At 73.7% G+C, this 21938-nt stretch carries 24 protein-coding genes; 11 read left to right on the top strand and 13 right to left on the bottom strand.

Annotation, left to right across the window (positions count from 1 at the left end):
• Positions 1-30 precede the first annotated feature (30 nt).
• A complete protein-coding gene (locus KV205_RS28990; RefSeq protein ID WP_265867660.1) occupies positions 31-690 on the top strand; it encodes a class F sortase in 660 nt (219 codons plus the stop codon).
• A gap of 73 nt (positions 691-763) precedes the next feature.
• Here the strand turns inward: KV205_RS28990 and KV205_RS28985 are convergent, their stop codons facing one another.
• Positions 764-1660, bottom strand: a complete 897-nt coding sequence (locus KV205_RS28985) for a polysaccharide deacetylase family protein (protein ID WP_265867659.1) — start codon at positions 1658-1660, stop codon at positions 764-766.
• A gap of 90 nt (positions 1661-1750) precedes the next feature.
• Between KV205_RS28985 and KV205_RS28980 the strand changes: the two genes are divergently transcribed.
• Positions 1751-2197 carry a universal stress protein gene (locus KV205_RS28980; RefSeq protein WP_265867658.1) on the top strand — a complete coding sequence of 149 codons (447 nt, stop codon included), beginning with the start codon at positions 1751-1753 and terminating at the stop codon, positions 2195-2197.
• A 15-nt stretch (positions 2198-2212) separates the two neighbouring features.
• Here KV205_RS28980 and KV205_RS28975 read toward each other — a convergent pair whose 3' ends face one another.
• On the bottom strand, positions 2213-3412 hold the full coding sequence (locus tag KV205_RS28975) for a CapA family protein (RefSeq protein WP_265867657.1): 1200 nt from the start codon (positions 3410-3412) through the stop codon (positions 2213-2215).
• Positions 3413-3641: 229 nt separating this feature from the next.
• Here KV205_RS28975 and KV205_RS28970 point away from each other — a divergent pair, with 229 nt between their 5' ends.
• The 3 genes from KV205_RS28970 (at position 3642) to KV205_RS28960 (ending at position 5335) form a co-directional block, all read left to right on the top strand.
• On the top strand, positions 3642-4229 hold the full coding sequence (locus tag KV205_RS28970) for a sigma-70 family RNA polymerase sigma factor (protein ID WP_265867656.1): 588 nt from the start codon (positions 3642-3644) through the stop codon (positions 4227-4229).
• 19 nt (positions 4230-4248) lie between these two features.
• Positions 4249-4662 carry a PaaI family thioesterase gene (locus KV205_RS28965; RefSeq protein WP_265867773.1) on the top strand — a complete coding sequence of 138 codons (414 nt, stop codon included), beginning with the start codon at positions 4249-4251 and terminating at the stop codon, positions 4660-4662.
• Positions 4663-4852: 190 nt separating this feature from the next.
• Positions 4853-5335 (top strand): hypothetical protein, encoded by a 483-nt coding sequence (locus tag KV205_RS28960; protein ID WP_374214739.1) that lies wholly within the window; start codon positions 4853-4855, stop codon positions 5333-5335.
• A 40-nt stretch (positions 5336-5375) separates the two neighbouring features.
• Here the strand turns inward: KV205_RS28960 and KV205_RS28955 are convergent, their stop codons facing one another.
• From KV205_RS28955 to KV205_RS28940, 4 genes are all read right to left on the bottom strand, one after another.
• Positions 5376-6134, bottom strand: coding sequence for a LytTR family DNA-binding domain-containing protein (locus tag KV205_RS28955; RefSeq protein ID WP_265867655.1), 759 nt, complete (start codon positions 6132-6134; stop codon positions 5376-5378).
• A 21-nt stretch (positions 6135-6155) separates the two neighbouring features.
• Complete coding sequence (locus tag KV205_RS28950; RefSeq protein ID WP_265867654.1) at positions 6156-7055, bottom strand: Fpg/Nei family DNA glycosylase; 900 nt, start codon at positions 7053-7055, stop codon at positions 6156-6158.
• Between the two features lie 68 nt (positions 7056-7123).
• Entirely contained in the window at positions 7124-9127 is a 2004-nt protein-coding gene (locus KV205_RS28945; protein WP_265867771.1) for a SpoIIE family protein phosphatase, read from the bottom strand.
• 222 nt (positions 9128-9349) lie between these two features.
• Positions 9350-10528 carry a DUF6777 domain-containing protein gene (locus KV205_RS28940; protein ID WP_265867652.1) on the bottom strand — a complete coding sequence of 393 codons (1179 nt, stop codon included), beginning with the start codon at positions 10526-10528 and terminating at the stop codon, positions 9350-9352.
• Positions 10529-10735: 207 nt separating this feature from the next.
• Between KV205_RS28940 and KV205_RS28935 the strand changes: the two genes are divergently transcribed.
• From KV205_RS28935 to KV205_RS28920, 4 genes are read left to right on the top strand one after another with little or no spacing between them, the layout of a single operon-like run.
• The gene (locus tag KV205_RS28935; RefSeq protein WP_265867651.1) at positions 10736-11620 is read left to right on the top strand and encodes a YndJ family protein; all 885 of its coding nucleotides are present in this window, start codon (positions 10736-10738) and stop codon (positions 11618-11620) included.
• Positions 11617-12162, top strand: a complete 546-nt coding sequence (locus KV205_RS28930; RefSeq protein WP_265867650.1) for a DUF1990 family protein — start codon at positions 11617-11619, stop codon at positions 12160-12162. Before KV205_RS28935 ends, KV205_RS28930 begins: the two co-directional genes overlap by 4 nt.
• Positions 12163-12213: 51 nt before the next feature.
• Positions 12214-12381, top strand: a complete 168-nt coding sequence (locus tag KV205_RS28925) for a hypothetical protein (protein ID WP_265867649.1) — start codon at positions 12214-12216, stop codon at positions 12379-12381.
• A gap of 18 nt (positions 12382-12399) precedes the next feature.
• Positions 12400-13836: a lipase maturation factor family protein gene (locus KV205_RS28920; RefSeq protein ID WP_265867648.1), complete on the top strand. Its 1437-nt coding sequence runs from the start codon at positions 12400-12402 to the stop codon at positions 13834-13836.
• Positions 13837-13932: 96 nt separating this feature from the next.
• Here the strand turns inward: KV205_RS28920 and KV205_RS28915 are convergent, their stop codons facing one another.
• From KV205_RS28915 to KV205_RS28905, 3 genes are all read right to left on the bottom strand, one after another.
• Positions 13933-14103, bottom strand: coding sequence for a hypothetical protein (locus KV205_RS28915; protein WP_265867646.1), 171 nt, complete (start codon positions 14101-14103; stop codon positions 13933-13935).
• A gap of 308 nt (positions 14104-14411) precedes the next feature.
• A complete protein-coding gene (locus KV205_RS28910) occupies positions 14412-15905 on the bottom strand; it encodes an SDR family NAD(P)-dependent oxidoreductase (RefSeq protein ID WP_265867645.1) in 1494 nt (497 codons plus the stop codon).
• 55 nt (positions 15906-15960) lie between these two features.
• Positions 15961-16692: an IucA/IucC family C-terminal-domain containing protein gene (locus KV205_RS28905; RefSeq protein ID WP_265867644.1), complete on the bottom strand. Its 732-nt coding sequence runs from the start codon at positions 16690-16692 to the stop codon at positions 15961-15963.
• A gap of 266 nt (positions 16693-16958) precedes the next feature.
• Between KV205_RS28905 and KV205_RS28900 the strand changes: the two genes are divergently transcribed.
• A complete protein-coding gene (locus KV205_RS28900) occupies positions 16959-17945 on the top strand; it encodes a DMT family transporter (protein WP_265867643.1) in 987 nt (328 codons plus the stop codon).
• Here KV205_RS28900 and KV205_RS28895 read toward each other — a convergent pair.
• The 4 genes from KV205_RS28895 to panD all read right to left on the bottom strand — a co-directional run bounded on the left by KV205_RS28895 (position 17826) and on the right by panD (position 20403).
• The gene (locus KV205_RS28895; protein ID WP_265867641.1) at positions 17826-19205 is read right to left on the bottom strand and encodes a transglycosylase family protein; all 1380 of its coding nucleotides are present in this window, start codon (positions 19203-19205) and stop codon (positions 17826-17828) included. The genes KV205_RS28900 and KV205_RS28895 overlap by 120 nt on opposite strands.
• Before the next feature lie 91 nt (positions 19206-19296).
• Positions 19297-19461: a hypothetical protein gene (locus tag KV205_RS28890; RefSeq protein ID WP_265867640.1), complete on the bottom strand. Its 165-nt coding sequence runs from the start codon at positions 19459-19461 to the stop codon at positions 19297-19299.
• A gap of 142 nt (positions 19462-19603) precedes the next feature.
• Entirely contained in the window at positions 19604-19954 is a 351-nt protein-coding gene (locus tag KV205_RS28885; protein WP_265867639.1) for a GNAT family N-acetyltransferase, read from the bottom strand.
• Positions 19955-19977: 23 nt separating this feature from the next.
• Complete coding sequence (gene panD / locus KV205_RS28880) at positions 19978-20403, bottom strand: aspartate 1-decarboxylase (protein ID WP_265867638.1); 426 nt, start codon at positions 20401-20403, stop codon at positions 19978-19980.
• 990 nt (positions 20404-21393) lie between these two features.
• Between panD and KV205_RS28875 the strand changes: the two genes are divergently transcribed.
• On the top strand, positions 21394-21938 hold a 545-nt coding region (locus KV205_RS28875; protein ID WP_265867637.1), incomplete at its 3' end, for a hypothetical protein.

The following is a 21938-nucleotide window of genomic DNA, read 5'->3' as shown; positions in this document are numbered from 1 at the left end:
CCGTTCCCGTGACGCCACCAAGGGAGAACCATGAGCCCCAAGGACTTCAGCCTCTTCGACGCCGCCAGGAGACGCCAACCCTGGGGTGCGCTGGCTCTCGTCATGCTGTCCGGCCTGGCGATAATGCGCAACGGGGTCGGCTTCGAGTCCGGCCCGCCGCAGCCCACCGCGGCCGCGCGCCCGGTCGCCCGACCGGTCGCCCCCGCCCCCACGGCCGGCGCCTTCCCGGAGCTGCCGTTCGCCCCCGCCTCACGTATCAGGATCCCGGCCATCCAGGTGGCGGCCCCGCTCATGGACGTGGGACTGGACGACAACGGCTGGGTCGCCGCCCCGCCGCCCGAGGAGAAGAACCTCGCCGGCTGGTACCAGAACGGCATCGCGCCGGGCATGCGCGGCACCTCCGTCATCGTGGGGCACGTCGACAACCTGGCCGGGCCCGCGGTGTTCTACGGTCTCGGCTCCCTGCAACAGGGCCAGCACATCGAGGTCGACCGTTATGACGGCCGGGTGGCCGTGTTCGAGATCTACGGGGTCGAGGTCTTCGCGAAGAACGACTTCCCCGGAGCCCGGGTGTACGGGGACACCGGCCAGCCGGAGCTGCGGGTGATCACGTGCGGCGGCGGCTACTCGCGCGCCCACGGCTACGACGGCAACGTGGTGGTCTTCGCCCGGATGGTCGGTCTCCGCTAGGCGGTCGCGAGGCGGAGGGCCCCGGCACCCACCCAGGTGCCGGGGCCCTTCGGCGTACGCCCGCCGGCTCCGCTCAGCGGCGCGGCACGGTGATGCTGTAGCCGGCGTCGAGGAGCCGGGGCAGATAGCGCTTGAGGGCGGCGACGCTGTGCGAACGGTTGCCGCCCGCGTCGTGGTTGAGGACGACGACGCCCTCGCCCGCCCCGTCCAGGACCCGCTGGACGATGCGGTCGGTGGGCGGCTCCTGCCAGTCGAGGGTGTCCACGGTCCAGGCGAGCGGTTCCATGCCGAGCTCGGCGCCGATCTCGAACGACAGCCTGTTCCACGCCCCGTAGGGCGCCCGGTACCACAACGGCGGTGTGCCCAGGGCCCGTTCGATGACGTCGCTGGTGGAGCCGAGCTCCTGGCGGATGCGGGAGGGCCGCAGTTTGGGCACGAGGGGATGGGACCAGGAGTGGTTGCCGACCACGTGTCCGTCCTCGGCCATCCGCTTGAGCAGGTCCTGGTTGTCGACCGCCATCTCGCCGCAGACGAAGAACATCGCCCGGCAGCCGTGGCTGCGCAGCGTGTCGAGGATCTCCGGGGTGTAGCGCGGGTCGGGGCCGTCGTCGAAGGTGAGCACCATCGAGCGGCCGACGCCGGTGAGATGGAGGAAGGGCCGGGTCCGGACCGGCGGGAGGGCCCGGCGGAAGGCGGGCGGCGCGTAGCCGGTCATCGGCTGGAGCCGGTACGCGGCGGGGCGCAGCCGCGCGGCCCGCGCCTGCGCCTTGGCCTGTGCCCCGCCCCGGGCCTGGCCCTGCGGTCCGGCGGCGGGTGCCGGGCGCGCGGGGCGGGCCCCGGCCGCCGTGGTCCCCTCGTCCGTGCCTCCCAGGCGGTCGGCGGCGAAGACTCCGACGGTGGCGGTGGCGCCCAGGGCGGCGGCGAGGCGCAGCAGCGCCCGGCGCCCTGTGGTCGTCTCATCCTTTTTCATGACCAATGGTGCGAACGGTGGACGGCACCGGCCGCGCAGCGACACCGGACCCCCGTCGGAAAACACCTGATGAGCCGATAGCCTCGGAGGGTGAGCGGATTCGAACGAGGTACGGACGGCCCGAAGGTGATCGTCGCCGGGGTCGACGGTTCGGCGTCCTCGCTGCGCGCGGCGGCGTACGCGGCCGGGCTCGCCCGGCGGCAGAACGCACTGCTCGCGCTCGTGTACGTACAGCCGGTGCTCGCGGCCGGCGCGGCGATGGGGGCGCCGGTCTCCGGCGCCACCGAGGAGATCGCCGAGGGTCTGGTGGCCGAGATCCGGGAGTCCGCGGAGCGCGTGAAGGAGATCTTCCAGGTGCGCTGGGAGTTCCACACCTTCCGCGGGGACGCGTACGCGGGTCTGGTCTCGGCCGCCGACGAGCTGAAGGCGGACGCGGTGGTGGTCGGGGCCTCGGAGTCGGCCGGGCACCGTTTCGTGGGGTCGGTGGCGGTGCGCCTGGTCAAGGCGGGCCGCTGGCCGGTCACGGTGGTGCCGTAACCCGTACCCCCCGGGCTACTCCCCCATGGTCAGTCCGTCGCGGGCCGCGCCCCGGTCGAGGACGACCGAGCGGATGGCGTCGCGGGGCTCGGTGTACTGCGCCTGGCCCTTCCCGATCGCCTCGTTGAGGTTGACCACCCGGCCGCGCGCGGTGTCGAAGAACTGGGGCACGAACTCCGCCCTTGTCACCTCCCAGCGGCGGCCGGGCGCGGTGGGCGGGGCGAAGGTGAAGCGGCCCAGGGTGCCCATGTTGCCGCGACGGTCGTAGGCGCCCTCGTAGTTGATCATGTCGCCGGCGATCTGGTCGCCCATGCCGTAGACGATCCAGGTGCCGTTGACCTTCTCGTAGGCCTGCGGCACATGGGCGTGGGTGCCGATGATGAGGTCGATGTCGGGACGGTCGCCGGTGCGGGAGGCGGTGAGCGCCCGGCCGAGCGAGAGCTGCTTCTCGTCGGGCGCGGACTGCCACTCGGTGCCCCAGTGGATGGAGACGACCACGACGTCGGCGCCGGCCTTCCGGGCGTCCCGGGCGTCGGCGACGATCTTCTCCGGGTCGATCAGGTTCACCGCCCAGGGCTGCCCCTCGGGGAGCGGATAGCCGTTGGTGTCGTACGTGTAGGCGAGCTGTGCCACGGTCGCCCGGCCGGCCTTGAGCAGGGCGGGACGGGCGGCCTCGTCGGCGCTGCGGGCCGAGCCGGCGTGCCGTACGCCCGCCTTGTCCAGGGCGTCGAGGGTGCGGCGCAGTCCGGCGGCGCCGTCGTCCAGGGTGTGGTTGGAGGCGGTGGAGCAGGAGTCGTAGCCGGTCTCCTTGAGGGCGGCGGCGACCTCCGGCGGGGACTTGAAGGCGGGGTAGCCGGTGTAGGGGCCGCCGGGTTCGCCGTACACCGTCTCCATGTGGCAGATCGCCAGGTCGGCGCGGGAGACCACAGGCTTGACGCCGGAGAGCATGGGGCGGAAGTCGTAGCCGTCGCCGCCCGCGTCGGCGGCGGCCTGCCGGATGATCGAGTCGTGCGGGAGGACGTCGCCTGAGGCCACCAGGGTGAAGGGGGCCGGGGCGGAGCCACTCCCGGGGGCGGCGGGTCGCTGGGGCGCCCGGCTCTGCGCGGGCCCGTCGCCGGGGCGCTCGGGGGCGCGGTCGGCGACGGCGCAGCCGGCGGCCGTGGTGAGCAGGACGGCGGCGAGGACGGCCGTGCCGGGTCGGGTGCGTGGGGTCATCTGCCGGACTCCGCTGGTTCGTAGGATGAACAGCTGTTCCTATGAATTCACCGGGGGCGATAAGCCGCAGTCAAGGTTCAATGCCGCAACAGGCCATAAACCCGCTGAATCGGACGCACGCCTTCCGCCCGTCCGTTCACCGCACCATTCACCGCTCGGTGCGACCGTTCGTCGCAGATCCCGGTTCGTTCCCTGTCGTCCGGCGTCCGGATGCGTTCACATACGGCGCATGACGACGGCACTGACGCCACCGACCGCACCGGCGGCGACCACCGACGAGCGGGCCCTGAAGGAGCTCAAGGACGAGCACGGCCCGGCCCTCCTCTCCTTCCTGCTCGGACTGACCCAGGGCGACCGGCAGCGGGCCGAGGACCTGGTGCAGGAGACCCTGGTCCGCGCGTGGCTGCACCCCGAGGCCTTCGACTCCTCCTACACCTCCATGCGGCCCTGGCTGTTCACGGTCGCCCGGCGGCTCGCCATCGACGCCCGCCGCTCCCGGCTCTCCCGCCCCACCGAGATCGGCGACGAACTGCTCGCGGTCACCGCCGACCCGGCCGACGCCACCGAGTCCGCGGTCGCCGCGCTCGACGTCCGGGCGGCGGTACGCGGACTGCGCCCCGAACACCGGGCGGTCCTGGTCCGGCTCTACTTCCACGGGCTCACCGTCAACGAGGCCGCCGCCGATCTCGGCATCCCGGCCGGCACCGTCAAGTCCCGCTCCCACTACGCCCTGCGCCAGCTCGGGCACCGGCTGCCCGGCTACCGGCCGCGCCGTCGCGGACCCGTTGCCCGGTCCTCGGCCGGGGCCCCACAATGACGCCGTGACAACGACGCCCGTGCCGCTGGCCCCCGCCGCCGCCGAAAAGATCCTCGCCGACAACTTCGCCCCCTGGGTGCTCGACCTCGGACTCTCGGTCGAGTCCGTCGGCGAGCGGGAGGCCGTCCTCCGGCTCCCCTGGTCCGACCGGCTCGCCCGCGAGGGCGGCGGCCTGTCCGGCCAGGCGCTGATGGCCGCCGCCGACACGGCGACCGTGATCGCGGTGGCCGCCGCCCGCGGCGGCTTCGTCCCGATGACCACCGTGCAGCAGTCGATCAGCTTCCAGCGGCCGGTGGTCGGCGCCGACGTCCTCGTACGGGCCCGGCTCACCAAGACCGGCAGGCGGATGGCCTTCGCGGACATCACCATGACCGCCGAGGGCGGCGAGGAGACCGCCGCGCACGCGACCGCGGTCTACGCGCTGCTCGGCTGAGCCGCGTCTCCCCCGCCCCGCTCTTCACCCTCGTCACACGGCGCCCACCAGCACCGATGCGGCGGGGACGGACATCCGAATCCCCCGGTCCACTTCGCCGAACCGGCCCCGCGCGCGGCCTTCTCGGAGGAGGCTCGTCCCCGGGGCGAACAGGACCTGGGGTCCAGGAGAACCGGGAGAAGGTGGAACCGTGCTGCCCGAGAGCACGAACGGCGCCGGCGGAGGCGGCGGAGGCGGACTCGCCGTGCCGATGGACTGGCTGTGCGCCGAGTACGTCGCCGATGACGTGATGCGCGCGAGCGGGCTCGTCGCGCCCGGCTCGCTGGAGTTCCGGGCGGGGGTGCGCACCCTCGCCCTGACGGTCCTGCTCGACGGGCCGGGCGCCGGCGGGCCGGGCCTCGACGGCTGGCTGCGCCGCACCGCGCACGACCACCCGTGGGACGCCTGGGTGACCGCCCGGCTCGGGGCCCCGCCCGCCGCCACCCCGGCGCCCGATCTGGCCCTGGCCCGGGACACCTGGCGGCTGCTCCGGGACACCGAGCTGCGGGCCGCCGATCTGGCCGGGCTCGCCGGTCTCGGCGGGGTCCGCGCCCTGGACGAGGAGCGCCAGGTGTGGCTGCCCGCCTGGCAGTTGGGCGTGGCCCTGAGCCACTTGGCGCTGCACCTCTGCTGACCGGCCGGCGGACCGCCTGATCAGCCCCGGACAGCCCCGGTCAGCCCCGGGCGCGGCGCATCAGCAGGTCGCGCAGCTCCCGGGCGTGCCGGCGGGAGACGGCGAGGACGGCCTCGCCGACCCGGACCGAGGTCGCGCCGCCGTCCAGGCGCAGTTCGTCGATCCGGCCGAGCGCGACCAGATGGCTGCGGTGGATCCGTACGAAGCCGCGCGCGGCCCAGCGCTCCTCCAGGACGGACAGCGGGATGCGCACCAGATGGCTGCCCTGGTCGGTGTGGAGCCGGGCGTAGTCGCCGTGCGCCTCCACGTACGCGATGTCGTCGACGGCCACGAAGCGGGTGACGCCGCCGAGTTCGACCGGGATCTGCTCGGCCGCGGGCGCCGCCGCCGGGGCGGCCGCGGCACCGGCGTGCACCAGGTCGCGGACCCGCCGTACGGCCTCGGCGAGCCGTTCCCGGCGGACCGGCTTGAGCACGTAGTCGACGGCCTCCAGGTCGAAGGCCTGGACCGCGAAGCCCTCGTGGGCGGTGACGAAGACGATCAGCGGGGGCCGGGCGAGGCCGCCGAGCACCCGGGCCAGGTCGAGGCCGCCGAGGCCGGGCATGTGGATGTCGAGGAAGACCACGTCGATGCCCTCGGGCCCGTCGGGCCCGGACTCGACGGCCCGGCCGATCCTGCGCAGCGCCTCGGTGGCGTCGCCCGCGCCCTCGGCGGTGCGCACGCGCGGGTCGGCCCGCAGCAGATAGAGCAGTTCCTCGAGGGCCGGCGCCTCGTCGTCGACGGCCAGTACGCGCAGCATGCCCGCGAGTGTATTTCAGCGCTATTTGAGCAGCTTGGAGAGGCGCCGGTCGGCGAGCGGCCGGCCGCCGGTCTGGCAGGTGGGGCAGTACTGGAGCGAGGAGTCGCTGAAGGAGACGCTGCGAACGGTGTCGCCGCACACCGGGCAGGGCTCGCCCGCGCGGCCGTGCACCCGCAGGCCGCTCTTCTTCTCCGCCTTGAGCCTGCCGGCGGCGAGCCCGTGGGAGCGTTCGACGGCCTCGGCGAGGGTGGCGCGCATGGCCTCGTACAAGGCGGCGGTCTCCGCCGCGGTGAGGTTCTGGACGGGCTTGAACGGGGACATCTTCGCGGCGTGCAGGATCTCGTCGCTGTACGCGTTGCCGATGCCCGCGATCAGGCTCTGGTCGCGCAGCGCGCCCTTGATCTGGCGCCGTTCGCCGGCGAGCAGGGCGGTGAAGGCGGCGAGGTCGAACTCCGCGGCGAGCGGGTCGGGGCCGAGGCGGGCGACTCCGGGCACCTCGCCGGGGTCGCGGACGACGTACACGGCGAGGCGTTTGGTGGTGCCGGCCTCGGTGAGGTCGAAGCCGTCGCCGCCGGTGAGCGCGATCCGCAGCGCGAGCGGTCCCTTGCCCGGTTTCGGCGGGCCGGACGGCAGGACGTCCTTCCAGTGCAGCCAGCCGGCCCGGGCGAGATGGGTGACCAGATGCAGTTCACCCCCGGCGCCCCCAGCGCCCGCGACGCCCTCCGCGCCCTCGGTGGCGAGGTCCAGGAACTTGCCGTGCCGGGCGACGCCGGTGACCCGGGCGCCGTCGAGGGCGGTGACCGGCGGGTCGTAGGTCTTGAGCACGCTGATCGCGACGGGCAGCACGCGGGCGATCTCCTTGCCCACGAGGTGCTCGTCGAGGAACGCGCGGAGGGCTTCGACCTCGGGCAGCTCGGGCATGCCCCCCACCCTGCCGTACGCGCGGGGCGCGCGCCCGTCGGACGCGCGCCCCGCCCCGTACCGCCGGGTCAGGACCCTTCGGCCCACTCCCCCGGCTGCTCGGTGGCGAACTCGCACCACACGCACTTGCCGCCGCCGCGCGGTTCGACGCCCCACGCGTCGGAGAGGCGTTCGACGAGGAGCAGTCCGCGGCCGGAGACCCCGGACTCGCCGGCCTCGCGGCGGCGCGGCAGGGCGCTGGAGCGGTCCTCGACCTCGACCCGGAGGCGGCGTTCGGGGCCGGCCAGCATCCGCAGGGTGACGATGGCGCCGCCGTCGGTGTGCATCAGGGCGTTGGTCGTCAGCTCGTCGGCGACCAGCTCGATCTCGTCGGAGCGGCTGCCGGCGCCCCAGGCGCGCACGGCGGCGCGGATCATGTGGCGGGCGGAGCTGAGGGCTTCGGGGTCGTTCTGGCCGACGTGCTGCTGGAGCCGGCCGCCGGCCTGCGGCGAGCGGTCGCCCTCGCGGCGCAGCAGCAGCACGGCGACGTCGTCCTCGCCGCCGCGCTCGTCGACGACGTCGCAGAGGTGGTCGGCGAGCAGGCCGAGGTCCCGGGGGCCGCGCCGGACCAGCGAGGTGAGCCACTGCAGGCCCTCGTCGAGGTCGGCGCCCGGCTTCTCGACCAGGCCGTCGGTGTAGAGCAGCAGGGTCTGGCCGGGGTCGAGCTCGACGGCGGTGACGGGGTATTCGAGGCGCCCGAACTCGGCGGACAGGCCGAGCGGCAGTCCGCCCTCGACGGGCAGCCGGCGGGCGCTGCCGTCGCGGTCCTGGAGCATCGGGTCGACATGCCCGGCGCGGACGATCTGGACGAGTCCGGTGGCGGGGTCGGTCTCGGCGTAGGTGCAGGTGGCGAAGCGTTCGGTGTCGAGTTCGTGGAGGAAGACGGAGGCGCGGGCCATGACGGTGGCGGGGGTGTGGCCCTCGGCGGCGTAGGCGCGCAGCACGATCCGCAGCTGGCCCATGACGGCGGCGGCGTGGGTGTCGTGGCCCTGGACGTCGCCGATGACGGCGCCGACCCTGCCTCCGGGCAGCGGGATGATGTCGTACCAGTCGCCGCCGATGTCCCGGCCGAGCCGGGCGGAGCGGTAGCGGACGGCGATCTGCGCGCCGGGCACGTCGGGGATGCGGCGCGGCAGCATCGCCTGCTGCAGGCCTTCGGCGAGGTCGTGGTCCTGCTCGTAGAGCATGGCGCGCTGGAGGCTCTGGGCGATGGAGCTGCCGAGCGCGACGAGCAGGTTGCGCTCGTCGGCGCTGAAGCCGGTCCGGTCGCTGTAGAGCAGGCCGAGGGCGCCGATGGGGCGGGCCTGGGCGATCAGCGGGAGGTAGGCGGCGGAGGTGATGCCGAGGCCGCTGATGTGCGGCCACAGGATCGGGTAGGAGGCGGCGAAGTCCTCCGGGGACTCGATGAAGCGGGGGCTGAGGGTGCGGACGACCTCGCTCATCGGGTACGGCTCGTCCACCCGGGTGAACCGGGTGCCCGGCACGAAGGCACCGGCGGGCCCCTCGGCCACCAGGTGGATGCGGCCCGATTCGAGCAGGCCCATGACGAGGCTGGCGGCGCCGAACTGCTCCAGGCCCTGGGAGTCGTTCAGGAGGTCGATGATGTCCTGCACGGTGCGGGCGTGGGCGAGGGCGGCGGTCATGCCCTCGACGACGCTGGTGCGCTGCCGGCGGCCCTCGTCGAGGCCGAGCCGGGCGGCGGACTCGGTGAGCTCCTCGGAGGCGTCGCGGACGAGGCCGATGATGCGCACGGGGCGCCCGTCGGCGTCGCGGCGGACCACGCCCTGGGTGTGGGTCCAGCGCTGGACGCCGTCCCGGGTGCGGATGCGGAAGTAGGCGCCGTAGTGGGAGCTGCCGTCCTTGAGGGCCTGGGTGACCAGCGAGTCGAGCCGGCGCCCCTCGTCGGTCAGGACGCGGGAACCGAGGGTCGCCGGGTCGCCGTCGTACTCGTCGGCGGGCATGTCGAAGATGTCGAGGGCGCCCTCGTCCATGGTCATCCGGCCGGTGAGCAGGTCCCAGTCGAAGGTGCCCATCCGGAATTCCCGGCCGAAGTCGTGCAGGAAGCAGCAGGTCGTCCCCGCCGAGCCCGCCGCGTCCACCGTGCAGCGGCACGGCTCGGCCGCCGTCCCGCCCCCTCTGCCCGCAGTCATGGGGCCACGCTAGGCGTCGCGTCGGCCGCGCGCACGGCGAAGATCGGCACAGGTTCGCAACAACGTTCGCAGCGAGATGGGCACCGAGGTCGGCAACACGGTCCGTCAGCCCTCGAAGGTCTCGGGCTGATGGGGCGCGGTGTCGCCGGGGAGCAACTCCTCGAAGGAGGGCGGCGGCTCGGGCTGCGGCTGCTGCTCGCCGGGCCCGTCCGGCGCGACCGGCACCTCCGGTCCGACCGGACCGTCGGGTGCCGGCGGTACGTCGGGGGTGGGCGCGGGTCCGGTGTCGTCCGGCATCGGCGGGGCCACCGGGTCGCCCGGCCGCTCGTTCTCGCGGGGCGCGGAGGGGGTGTGGTGCGGCACGACCGGGACCGAGGGGGCGGCGGAGGGAACGTTGGTGTCGGGCACCGGCTGGGGCGGGTTGGTGACCAGGTCGCAGGAGGCCGGGTCGCAGGAGGGCAGGACGTCGGGCCTGCGGTCCTGGTCGCCGTCGGTGCCGGTGCGGCGCTCCAGCCAGGTGTTGTCGGCGGCGCTGGCGATCACCAGGCTGCCGACGGTGCCGCTGGTGGGGGTGATGACGACGACCCGTTCGGGACGGTAGCCGGGCCAGGGCTCGCCGGTGTGCACGGCGCCGTCGGCGGCGGCCGGGGAGCGCAGCGGGTTGCCGCAGGCGCAGCGGACCCGGGGGGTGCCGTACTGGTCGACGAGGACGGCGGTGCCGGCCTGGAGCACGGACTGGAAGGAGGTGGCGCGGCCGTTCTGGAAGCCGTGGCCGGTGACCCGGGTGTCGGCGCGCAGCAGGACCGGGGTGAGGCCGCGCAGCCAGTCGGCGAGATTGCTCTCGGGGATGCCCGCGGACTCGGCGAAGGCGCGGGCCTTGCCAGGTTCGGCGGTGAGGTAGGAGACCTGCTGCTCGACGTTGCAGCTGGCGACGGAGCGGGTGCCGCCGTAGAGGCCGGGGGTGGAGCCGGTGAGGGCGTGCCCGGCCGGAGCGGGGTCGGTGACGCCGGTGACGGGCGGCGCCTCCTGCTGCACGGGGGCGCCCTCCTGGGCGGTGGAGGGGGTGAAGGGGGCGGGGCCCTGGCTGCCTGCGGGCTGGAGCAGCACCTCGCGGGCGGGCCCCGTGGCGCTCTGCTCGGCCCCGGGCTCGCCGGGGTCGCCGCCGGAGCAGCCCGCGAGGAGCAGGGCAGAGGCGAGCGCGGCGAGCGTGCGCGCGGGGGTGCGCGAGGGCCCTCGGCCGTGTCCTGGTGGTGTCGAGGGCCGTGGTCTGGCTGCGTCGCGCACTGGGTCTCCCGCCTGTCGCCGCCGGTCGTTCCTTCATGTCTGCCGCAGGCCCCGGGGCCCCGCAATCCGGGCGCGGCCATCCGGCTCCGCACTGCGTCCGTCACGTCACCCGAACCGCCACTTGAACACGTTCAAGGAAGGCTCTAGGCTCACCACCGAAGGGGTTGAACATGTTCAACCGATCTCGCTCGTGGGGGTGACGGTGCCGTGTCCGTGCTCGTCGGACTGATCGTGATGCTGGGGATGCTGGTCGTCGTGCCCGTCGGGCTCCGACTGCTCGACGAACCGCAGCCGGCCACCCTGCGCCTGCTGCGCCGCGTCTGGCCGCTGCTCGCGCTGCCCGGCGCGGTCGCCCTGTGGCTGCCGCGCTCGCCGCTCGCCGTCGCCCTCGCGTCGGTCTACGCCCTGGCCACCCTGGCCCTCGCCCTGCACGCGCCGGTCCGGCTCGCGCTCACGCGGTCCCTGGCCCCCGCCGAGATCGCCGCGCTCACCGCGCTCGTCACGCCGGCCGTCGCGGGGCTCGCCCTGGTCGCCGAGCGCGGCGGGTACGAGCTGTTCGGCTTCGAGCTCGGCATCCTGGCCCTCACCGTGCCGCACTTCCACTTCGCGGGCTTCGCCGCCGCCCTGGTCGCGGGCCTCGTCTGCCGTACGGCGGAGCGCCGGGGCACCCGGTTCGCCGCGCTCAGCGTCCCGCTCGGCACCCTGCTCGTCCTGCTCGGCTACTTCGTCGACGACTGGGCCGAGCTCGCCGGGGCGCTCGTCCTCACCGCCGGGATGTGGGCCGTCGCCCTCGCCACCTGGCGCGAGCTGCGCGCCGGCGCCCCCGACCCGGTCACCAGGTCGCTGCTCGCCACCTCGGCCGCCGTCCTGGTCGCCACCATGCTGCTCGCCCTGAGCTGGGCGCTCGGCGAGGCCACCGGCCTTCCGCACCCGAGCCTGACCTGGATGGCCGCCACGCACGGCCTCGGCAACGCCCTCGGCTTCGCCCTCTGCTCGCTGCTCGCCTGGCGCCGGCTCGCCCCGGCCCGTACCGCCGCCCCTGCTCGTACCCCTGTCGCTGTCCCCGCCCACCGAACGGAGCTCCCGGCATGACCCGCCTCATCCGCAGCCTCTCGGACACCCCTGCCCCCGGCACCAACTACCCCGAGGTCGGCGCCACCCGCACCGGCCCGCTGCCCGCCGGCTACCACCATCTGCACCACACCGTCCGGGTCGGCCACGGCCGGGCCGCGTACGAGGCGGCCGGCGCCGCCGTCACCACCTGGGCGATGCACCGCGCGACCGGCGCCCGGGTCGACAGCACGGCCGACCGCGCCGCGCCCGGCGTCACCCTGGAGGTCTCGCTCGGCCTCGGCCCGGTCCGCTTCACCGCGCCCTGCAAGGTGATCTGGACGACGTACACGGAACGCGAGACCGGCTTCGCCTACGGCACCCGCGCCGGGCACCCCGAGTGCGGCGAGGAGTCCTTCGTGGTCGACCTGCACGAGAACGGCGACGTGTGGTTCACGGTCACCGCCTTCAGCCGCGCCGCCGCCTGGTACACCCGGCTCGGCGGGCCCGTCGTGCGCTTCCTGCAGCACGCCTACGCCAGCCGGCTCGGCCGCGCGCTCACGGCTCTCGCCGCCGGCCGATGAGAGTTACGCTCGTTCCGTACTCACCCCGCGCACCTCTCCGAGGAGGCGGCCATGAGCCAGTACGACGAGTACACCAGCCCCTCGCAGGCCGAGGGCGAGCGTCTCGACGAGGACATGGACGAGCAGCAGAAGGCGCACGTCCACCCGCAGGTCACCCGGACCACGCCCTCCCAGGCCGAGGGCGAGCGGACCGCGGACGAGGACGACCGGAAGGGCTGACCGCCCGCGCCCGGCGCGATGGACTGGTTCACCGCCCCCGACTACTGGCTGAGCCGGATCGTCTTCCAGCGGGGGCTCGCCGGCCTCTATCTCGTCGCCTTCCTCTCGGCGGCGCTGCAGTTCCGGGCGCTGATCGGCGCCCGCGGCATGCTGCCGGTGCCCGACTTCGTCCGGGCCGTGCCGGCCCGCCGCGCGCCCAGCCTCTTCCAGTGGCGCTACTCCGACCGCCTCTTCGCCGCCGTCGCCTGGAGCGGCGCCGCCCTCGCCCTCGCCCTGGTGGCGGGGGCCGGTGACGCGGTGCCGCTGCCGGTGTCGATGCTGCTGTGGCTGCTCGCCTGGGCGCTCTATCTGTCGATCGTGAACGTCGGGCAGACCTGGTACTCCTTCGGCTGGGAGTCGCTGCTCCTGGAGACCGGCTTCCTCGCCGTGCTGCTCGGCAACGACGACACCGGGCCGCCGATCCTGGTCCTCTTCCTGCTGCGCTGGCTGCTCTTCCGGGTCGAGTTCGGCGCCGGGCTCATCAAGATCCGCGGCGACGCGTGCTGGCGGAATCTGACCTGCCTCTACCACCACCACGAGACCCAGCCGATGCCCGGCCCGCTGAGCTGGTTCTTCCACCACATCCCCGGACCGCTGCACAAGGTCGAGTGCGCCGCCAACCATGTCGTCCAGCTCGGCGTCCCCGTGCTGCTCTTCGCCCCGCAGCCGGTCGCCACGATCGCCGCCGGGCTGATGATCGTCACCCAGCTGTGGCTGGTGCTCTCCGGCAACTTCGCCTGGCTGAACTGGATCACCATCGTGCTCGCGCTCTCCGCCGTGGACGGCTCGCTCCTCGCCGGCGACGACCACCCGCAGCCGGAGGCGCCGCTCTGGTACGTGGTCGTGGTGTGCGCCGCCACCGCCCTGATCCTGGTGCAGAGCCGGCACCCGGTGCGCAATCTGCTGTCCAAGCGGCAGGCGATGAACCGGTCCTTCGACGTGCTGCACCTGGTCAACACGTACGGGGCCTTCGGCACGGTCGGCCGGGTGCGCGACGAGATCGTGGTCGAGGGCACCGCCGAGCCCGGGCGGCCGCACGCGGGGACCGAGTGGCGGGAGTACGGGTTCAAGGGCAAGCCGGGCGACCCGCGCCGGATGCCGCGCCAGTTCGCCCCGTACCATCTGCGGCTCGACTGGCTGATGTGGTTCGCGGCGCTCTCCCCCGGCTACGCCCGCGACTGGTTCGGCCCGTTCGTGGAGCGGCTGCTCGCCGGGGACCGGGACACCCTGCGGCTGCTCCGGCACAACCCGTTCCCGGACGAGCCGCCGGTCTATGTGCGGGCCCGGCTCTACCGCTACCGCTTCACCACCTGGAGCGAACTGCGGGAGACCGGGGCCTGGTGGCACCGGACGCTGCTGCGCGAGTACCTGCCGCCGGTCGCCCTGCGGGAGCCCGCCGGGCGCGGCCGGCCCTGAAGCCGGCGGGTCGCCGTGCCCGGCACGCCCGTGCCCCCGCACCGCGTGGGGCGGGCGGGGGCACGGGGGGCACGTCGGTCAGGACGCGTTGGTCGCTCAGTCGATGCCGGGCAGGATGTGCGGCTCGGCGAGGTCGTCCTCGTAGCCGGCCAGACGGATCGGGGCCGAGCGGGCCCACACTTCGAGGCTGCCGAGTTCTCCGGAGCGGCGCGGCCGCTCCTTGGGTTCGGACGGGCTCTGCTCCTGCTGGGTCATTTCGGGTGTCACCGCGCACTCCTCTGTGTCGCGAGTCAATGGGTCTGGGCCGGTCGGTCGCGGTGGCGCCGTATCGGGGCGGGACCGCGGCCTTGATGTCAGGCCTGTCCCCGGGCCGACCGTGGGGGTTCGGTGAAACCCCCGGTGGCCGACCGTGGACATCAGATTAACCATCTGAGCGCGCGGGCGCTCTATGGGGCGCGAAAGTGTGACGCGATCGAGTGAAAGTGGCTCGTTCGGCCCCGTTTACCGAGGTCAGCGGGCGTTTGGATGCCCGATCATCGATCAAATCGACGGCCCGCCGGAGCGGCGGGCGCGGCTCACCACTTGCCGGGCAGGTAGTCCTTCATGAACACGCCGTACAGGTCGTCGCCGTCCTCGCCGCGCACGATCGGATCGTAGACCCGGGCCGCGCCGTCGACCAGGTCGAGCGGGGCGTGGAAGCCCTCCTCGGCCAGCCGCAGCTTGTCGAAGTGCGGGCGCTCGTCGGTGATCCAGCCGGTGTCGACGGAGGTCATGAGGATGCCGTCGGACTGGAACATCTCCTGCGCGCTGGTCCGCGTCACCATGTTGATCGCGGCCTTGGCGGCGTTGGTGTTCGGGTGCCCGGCGCCCTTGTAGCCGCGGCTGAAGACGCCCTCCATGGCGGAGACGTTCACGACGTACGCCCGCCCGCTCTTGGCCCGCGCGGCGGCCTCGGCCATCGCCGGGCGCAGCTTGCTGATGAGGATGAAGGGCGCGGTGTAGTTGCAGAGCTGGGTCTCCAGGAGCTCCACCGGGGAGATCTGGTCGATGGTCTGCACCCAGGTGTTGGTGTCGACGACGTCGGGCACCAGGCCGCCGGCGTCGATCGCGGTGCCGGCGTGGTGCCGCTCGATGCTGGCGTTGCCGGCGACCAGGGCCAGGTCGGCGACGGCCTGCGCGTCGATGGCGCCGGTGCCGAGCGGGAGCGCGGCCAGACCGTCGACGGCGCCGGAGTTGAAGGCGCCGATGACGTGGTGGGCGGGCAGCTCGCCGGCGGGCAGCGGCGCGCTCTCGCCGTCGACCAGGGCGGCGTACGCGGACGGCAGCCGGCGCACGGTCTGCGTCGCGTTGTTCACCAGGACGTCCAGCGGTCCCGCGGCGGCGACCTGGTCGGCGAGGGCCACGGCCTGGGCCGGGTCGCGCAGGTCGATGCCGACGACCTCCAGGCGGTCCATCCACTCCGCGGAGTCCTCCATCGCCTTGAAGCGGCGGATGGCGTCCTTGGGGAACCGGGTGGTGATCGTGGTGTGGGCGCCGTCGCGCAGCAGCCGCAGCGCGATGTACATGCCGATCTTGGCGCGGCCGCCGGTGAGCAGCGCGCGCTTGCCGGTGAGGTCGGCGCGGGCCTCCCGCTTGGACCGGTTCAGGGCGGCGCAGTCCGGACAGAGCTGGTGGTAGAAGTAGTCGACCTCGACGTAGCGGGTCTTGCAGGTGTAGCAGGAGCGCGGGCGCTGGAGTATGCCCGCGATCTTGCCGGCCTCGGTGACGGACGAGGGCAGGATGCCCTCGGTCTCGTCGTCGATGCGCTGCGCGGAGCCGGTCGCGGTCGCCTCGGTGACCGCCTTGTCGTGGGCGGTCTTGGCGGCCCGGCGCTCCTGGCGGCGGCGCTGCTTCACGGTCCGGTAGATGCCGGCGGTGGCGCGGCGGACGGCGATCGCGTCCGGGTGGTCGACGTCGATCGTGTCGAGCTCGTCGAGCACGCTGAGGCAGACGGCCAGTCGCTCCGGGTCGATGCCCGGCCCGTACTCCTGGGCCTCCCCGAGGTCCTGGGTCTCTTCGGTCACCGTCATGGCCTTCGTCGTTCCTCGATCGCTCGCGCCTGCAAGTACTCCCGAAGAGGCAACTTTACGGAGCCGGGGGCCGTCGCTCCAAACCCTTACGGGGCGGGTGGTCGAACACACAGTCGCCGCACAGGCCTCCGGACCGGGAGCGGTAGTAGAGGCAGCAGGTGGTGCGGCGCAGTGCCGGGCCGCGGACGGTGCGCTCCAGGTCGGGGTGGGCGAGCAGCCCGCGGGTGAGGGCGACGGCGCGTGCGGCGGCCTCGGGCCGGTCGTGGGACCGGGTCCAGCGGAGCAGTTCGCGCAGGGCGCCGGCGAGCGCGGAGCCCGCGTTGCCCCAGAGGAGCCGCGGGGAGATCCGTCCGTCGCGGGCGAAGGCGGCGTGCAGCGGGACCAGGTGGGCCTCCTGGACGGCGGCCCGCAGGTCGTCGGCGGTGGCGGGCCGGCTGTTGGTGCCGGACCACCACAGCTCGTCGGGGGCGCCGAGGGTGCCGTCCCAGTGGAGGGTCTCGGGCGTGAGGTCGGGGAAGCGGCCGAAGAGCGCGGCGGGGCCGAGTGCGACGGACCAGAGGCGGGCGGTCAGACCGAGGTGGGCGGCGGAGGCGGCCACCCGGCGCTCGGGGGTGCCCAGGCCGACGGCGACCCGGTCGATGCGGGCGGCGAGGGCGGCGTCGGCCCCGCCCGCGTACAGGAGCGCGAGGGGCACGGCGGCGGGCGCGGGAGGGGCGAGCGGGGTGGGCGGCGGGCTGGTGCGCAGGGCGAAGAAGCCGCCGATCCGGGCGCTCTGGTCGAGGTCCACGGCGCACACGGTACGGGCGGGCGCCCGGTGCGGGCCAATGTGGACCGGGCGGGGGCCGCGGTGGCTCGGAATGCGGGCCGCCGGGGGCGCGGGGCGGGGCGCGCGGGGCGCCGGACGCGCCCCGTAGGGGCTCCCCGTCACCGGCCCTGACCTGCGCGGGCGTACATCCAGAGGTGTACGGGGCGGCCTCGTACTCCGTTCGCGGTACGCGAGATCGCGTTCCCAGGTACGACGACGCGAACGCCCGGAAGAGAGATCGTGGAGGTATGAGCCCCCTCGTGCTGTCCGTGCTCCTCGCCCTGGTCTCCGCGGTCGCCTACGCGGCCGCGGCGATCGTGCAGGAGCGGGTCGCGGCCGCGGCCGACGGCCCGCGCTACGCACCGCTGCGCCGCCCCGCCTGGTGGGGCGCCGTCCTGCTCAACGGCGTCGGCGCCGCGCTGCACGTGGCGGCGCTCGCGTACGGCCCGCTGAGCCTGGTCCAGCCGCTCGGCGCGCTCACCATCGTCTTCGCGCTGCCGATGGCGGCGCTCTTCGTGGGCCGCCGGGTCGGGCGCACCGCCTGGCGGGGCGCGCTGATGGCGACCGCGGGCCTGGCCGGACTGCTCAGCCTCACCGGCGGCCCCGGCACCCACCCGCTGTCCGACGCCGACCGGCACCTGCTCGCGGCGCTGACCTTCGGCGCGGTGGCGCTGCTCTTCGTGCTCGCGCACCTGGTGGGCCGTTCGGCGCTGCGCAGCGTGATCCTGGCGACGGCGGCCGGCGGGGCCTTCGGCATCGCCTCGGTGTTCACCAAGACGGTGGCCGAGGAGTGGACGGCGGACGCGCCGCTCGCCGAGTGGACCAGCCTCCTCGTCCTCTCGGCGCTCGCGATCACCGGTCTGCTGCTCTCCCAGGCCTCCTACCGGGGCGCGGGCCTCGCCGCACCGCTGGCGACGGTCACCGTGGTGAACCCGGTGATCGCCGCGGCCGTCGGCCTCACCCTGTTCGGCGAGTCCTTCCGGTACGGGGCGGCCGGCACCGTCGCCGCCCTGATCTGCGGCGCGGTGGCGGCCGGCGGACTGGTGCAGCTCACCCTGGACCGGCTCGGGCGGCCCGAGGACTCCCCGGCGGTGTCATCCGCGCCGGGCGGCACCTCAGATGCTGACGCCGCGGGCCCTGAGGTAGGCCAGGGGGTCGATGTCGGACCCGTACCCGGGACCCGTGCGCATCTCGAAGTGCAGGTGCGGTCCCGAAGTGTTGCCGGTCGATCCTGACCGCGCGATCCGCTGCCCCGCGGTGACCCGCTGGCCCTCGCGGACCGAGAGCGCCGAGAGGTGCGCGTACTGGCTGTAGCGCCCGTCGTGGTGCCGGATGACGATCTGGTAGCCGTACGCGCCGCCCCAGCCGGCCGACACGATCGTGCCGTCGGACACGGCCCGTACGGAGGTGCCGGTGGGGACGGGGAAGTCGACGCCCGTGTGATAGCCGCTGGACCAGGACGAGCCGGCCTTGCGGTAGCGGGTGCCGATGTCGGCGTCGGCGACGGGCGTGGCGAAGCGGGCGCGCTCGGGAGCGGGCTTGGCGGCGGGTTTGGCAGCGGGCTTGTGCGCCGGCTTCGGGGCGGGTTTGGCGGCGGGCTTCGCGGCGACCGGCTTGGTGACGGGTTTCGGGGCGGGCCTCGGGGCCGGGGCGGGCGGCTTGACCGGGGTCTTCGCGGTGGTTGGCTTCGGGGTGGCCGGTCTGGTCTCCGGCTTGGGCTTGGGCTGGTGCTTCGGCTGGGGCTTCGGCTGGAGCTTCGGCTGGGGCTTGGACTTCTGCGGCGCGGCGGGGGCGCTGATCCGGAGGGTGAGGCGCTGGCCGGGGAGGATCAGGTCGGGGTCGTCACCGACGACGGTGCGGTTCGCCGCGTAGAGCCGGGGCCAGCCGCCCCGTACATGCGCGTCGCGGGCGATCTTCGAGAGCGAGTCGCCGGGCGCGACGGTGTACATCTCGCGGACGGTCGGCACGGTGGTGGGGCTGGCCGGGTTCGCCGGGGCGGCGGTCCGCTGGGCGGGTAACGCGGCCTGCCGGGCCCGCGGGGCGTCCTTGAGCGGACGGGTGCGCTCGGTCTGGGCGGTGACGCCGGGGGCCTCGCCGCCGCGCTCCAGGCCGGCACGCGGCGCGCAGGCCGGCCAGGCGCCGGGGCCCTGGCCCTTGAGCACGCGCTCGGCGATCTCGATCTGCTGGTCCTTGGAGGCCAGGTCGGCGCGCGGCGCGTAGTGCGTCCCGCCGTACCGCTCCCAGGTGGACTGGCTGAACTGGAGTCCGCCGAAGTAGCCGTTGCCGGTGTTGATCTGCCAGTTGGAGGAGGACTCGCAGGACGCGAGCTTGTCCCAGACGTCGAGCGAGGCGGCGTGCGCGGTGCCCGCGCCGATGAGCGGCAGGGCGATTCCGGCGCCGCCCGCGGTGACGGTCAGCGAGGCACGGTTGATCCGGCTCGGCTGGTACCGACGGTGTTTCCCGCAATTCTCGCGATTCCCGCGTACGGCTGGCATGGGCCCCCCTCGAACGCATCGGCAGTCGCCCACGGTAGGGGCTGGCAACCGTGCGTGACAAGGCCTTCGGCCCGATCCCCCGCCCCGTCCGTCACAACCCGGCGGGCCCGGGCTGTGGCTGCGGTTCGGGTTCCGGTACGGGTACGGGGTTGGGCGGCGGCACGGGCGGCGGGACCGGCGGGGGCACGGGTGACGGCGGGCCGGGCGGCACGGGGCCGGGCGAGGGCAGCGGGTCGGGGATCGGGGGCTGGGTCATGACGGACTCCCGGTCTGGGGGTACGGGCGGGGTGCGGGTGCCGGGCCCGAGCGGGCCCGGATCCCAGCCTCCCCCCGTCCGTGTGCCCCGGCGCGCCGGACCCATTCCTTCGGGTGGCGGCGCGGCCGGGGCACGGGCCGCGTCACCAGAGTTCCGGGCTGGCCTTCAGCTGTCGCTTGGCCGCGCGGACGACCTCCGCCGCCGGTGCCGGGGCCTCGTCGGGGTGCCGTTCGGCCCACTTGGCGGCGTACGGGCAGAGCGGCACGACGGGGACGCCCTCGGCGGCGGCGATCCGGTAGAACTCCTTCACCAGCGCGCCGGCGACGCCCTTCCCCTCGTGCGTGGCCTCGACGACCGTGTGCACGGCGACGAGGGCGTGCGGCTCCTCGTCGAGGACGAAGTAGACGACGACGCCGGCGTAGTCGCCGTCGTCGAACGCCTCCAGGCGGCCCTTCTCCCGGTCGTCGCGGATGGTCAGGTCCAGCTCTGCCATGCTGCGGGCCTCCTCGGCCGTGGTCAGATCTGCGCGGGTACGGCGTGCGGCGGGCGCACCGTGTCGGTCCCGGGCACGGGCGCCGACGCGTCGCCCCCGAGCTCCACGATGCGGTTGCCGGCGTCGACGTGCACGACGCGCGGCACGAACGCGCGCGCCTCGGCGTCGCTGACCTGCGCGTAGCTGATGAGGATGACCAGGTCCCCGGGGTGCACCAGATGCGCGGCGGCACCGTTGATCCCGATCACTCCGGAGCCGCGCTCGCCCTCGATGACATAGGTCTCCAGGCGGGCCCCGTTGTCGATGTCGACGATGTGGACGAGCTCGCCGGGCAGCAGGTCGGCCGCCTCCATCAGCTCGGCGTCGACGGTCACGGATCCGACGTAGTGAAGATCGGCCTGCGTCACGGTAGCGCGGTGGATCTTCGACTTGAATATCGTTCGTATCACTGAGGTACTCCTGGACATAGGCTCCCTGCCTGCGTTTTTGCAGGTCAAGGGCTGTTTCCACACCCTACAACGAGTCGCAAGTTCAGGCAGCTGTCCCCAGGTTTTTCAGGACTCATGCTGACCACTTGCTGACTTTTCTGACGCATCGTCAGGCAATGTCGGGGAACTTCGCCCACTCTCCCTGGCTCCACCGCGACGACCCCACAAGCCTACGCAGCACGCGCTCAAGAGCCCTCGTGATCACCGTCACCCTCAGAGCAGCGACGCCCGATCCACGCGTGCACGAGGACTCGTCTCCGCCGGAACCCTCGAAAAATGGCGCGGCAGCATAGCGGCGAATCCCGGCCCAGCGAAACCGGCGCTCCTCATGACCATGGCCTTGGCCCGCCCGGTGACTCTTGGCAGTGACACAGGGCGGCCGCCGAAGACCTCAGAATCCTGCCAGAGCGGAGCAGCTCGGCACTGCGATCACGCTCAGCCCAGCCTCGAAGGAGCCGTCTCACCCGTGGAACCGCAGCCTTCCGACACCACCCGATCGCGACGGCGCCAACCCGTCGAACCCGTCCTCATGGAAACCTCCGAGGTCGCCGCGATGCTCAGCATGTCCACGAGCTGGGTGTACAAGGAAGCGTCGAAACTGGGCTTGAAGGGTTACAAACTCGGCCGAGGTGGGAACGCCAAGGTCCTGTACAAGAGGGCCGAGGTCTTCAAATGGCTGGAGCAACAGAAGATCCACTCATCGCTTGTCTCGTGGATGCTCCAGCCTCGGGCGACAAGCTCCTCCGTGTAGGGCGCAGCGTGTTGCCGCCCTCAGGCCGCCCGCGGCTACCGAACCCGCCTCGACCGACGCGGTGTGCCGCTCGGGCGGCAACAGCGCCGCCCTGGTCGCGCACCTCATCGTCAGCCGCGCAGCTCATTGGGGGCCGTTCGACCCCAGCGAGATGCCTGTGCTGTGGGCCAGACTGGTGGTGTCGGATCCGGGAGGTCTCCATGGATACCCAGCCGAGCGTCACCGTGCCGGCCGAGCCTCTCTTGCTCGACGCGGCTCTGCCCGAGTTCCGGTTCTCCCGCCTGGAGTGCGCCGTGATCGCCGCCGCGCCAGACGTCGTGTACCGCGCAGCGCGTGATCTGGACATGCTGTCCATACACTCGCCGCTGTTCGACGTGGTCATGTGGGCGCGTGGAGTGCCGGACCGAGTGCGCCGTCGGCCCGTGGCCACGCCACCTTCGATGCGGGTGTCCGACCTGTTCGACACCGCCGCAGCCGGTGATCAGGGGGACCTGGAGGTCCAGCCCTGGGTTGCCCTCGGGGAGCGCGCAGGGCGCGAGATCGTCTTCGGCGCGGTGGGGAAGGTGTGGAAGCCCACCATCGAGTGGCACCGTGTCGAACCTGGTGACTACGAGGGCTTCGAGGAGCCCGGCTGGGCGAAGATGGCCGCCGCCTTCGTCGTCCACCCTTATGGGGTACAGCGGTCCCTCCTGTCGTACGAAGCGCGTACCGCTTGCACCGACCCGGTTTCCACCGCGCGGTTCGG

Origin of the sequence: Streptomyces sp. SKN60, assembly GCF_026236535.1 — a bacterium.
Lineage (GTDB): Bacteria > Actinomycetota > Actinomycetes > Streptomycetales > Streptomycetaceae > Streptomyces.
Note: the sequence above shows the minus strand (reverse complement) of the source record. Positions and strands in the feature narration are given on the sequence as shown.

What these genes read in the sequence shown, in the direction of transcription:
- KV205_RS28990 (WP_265867660.1), top strand. Translation starts at nt 31, where the DNA reads ATGAGCCCCAAGGACTTCAGCCTCTTCGACGCCGCCAGGAGACGCCAA.
- KV205_RS28985 (WP_265867659.1), bottom strand. Translation starts at nt 1,660, where the DNA reads ATGAAAAAGGATGAGACGACCACAGGGCGCCGGGCGCTGCTGCGCCTC.
- KV205_RS28975 (WP_265867657.1), bottom strand. Translation starts at nt 3,412, where the DNA reads ATGACCCCACGCACCCGACCCGGCACGGCCGTCCTCGCCGCCGTCCTG.
- KV205_RS28970 (WP_265867656.1), top strand. Translation starts at nt 3,642, where the DNA reads ATGACGACGGCACTGACGCCACCGACCGCACCGGCGGCGACCACCGAC.
- KV205_RS28955 (WP_265867655.1), bottom strand. Translation starts at nt 6,134, where the DNA reads ATGCTGCGCGTACTGGCCGTCGACGACGAGGCGCCGGCCCTCGAGGAA.
- KV205_RS28950 (WP_265867654.1), bottom strand. Translation starts at nt 7,055, where the DNA reads ATGCCCGAGCTGCCCGAGGTCGAAGCCCTCCGCGCGTTCCTCGACGAG.
- KV205_RS28945 (WP_265867771.1), bottom strand. Translation starts at nt 9,127, where the DNA reads ATGGGCACCTTCGACTGGGACCTGCTCACCGGCCGGATGACCATGGAC.
- KV205_RS28930 (WP_265867650.1), top strand. Translation starts at nt 11,617, where the DNA reads ATGACCCGCCTCATCCGCAGCCTCTCGGACACCCCTGCCCCCGGCACC.
- KV205_RS28925 (WP_265867649.1), top strand. Translation starts at nt 12,214, where the DNA reads ATGAGCCAGTACGACGAGTACACCAGCCCCTCGCAGGCCGAGGGCGAG.
- KV205_RS28920 (WP_265867648.1), top strand. Translation starts at nt 12,400, where the DNA reads ATGGACTGGTTCACCGCCCCCGACTACTGGCTGAGCCGGATCGTCTTC.
- KV205_RS28910 (WP_265867645.1), bottom strand. Translation starts at nt 15,905, where the DNA reads ATGACGGTGACCGAAGAGACCCAGGACCTCGGGGAGGCCCAGGAGTAC.
- KV205_RS28900 (WP_265867643.1), top strand. Translation starts at nt 16,959, where the DNA reads ATGAGCCCCCTCGTGCTGTCCGTGCTCCTCGCCCTGGTCTCCGCGGTC.
- KV205_RS28895 (WP_265867641.1), bottom strand. Translation starts at nt 19,205, where the DNA reads ATGCCAGCCGTACGCGGGAATCGCGAGAATTGCGGGAAACACCGTCGG.
- KV205_RS28890 (WP_265867640.1), bottom strand. Translation starts at nt 19,461, where the DNA reads ATGACCCAGCCCCCGATCCCCGACCCGCTGCCCTCGCCCGGCCCCGTG.
- KV205_RS28885 (WP_265867639.1), bottom strand. Translation starts at nt 19,954, where the DNA reads ATGGCAGAGCTGGACCTGACCATCCGCGACGACCGGGAGAAGGGCCGC.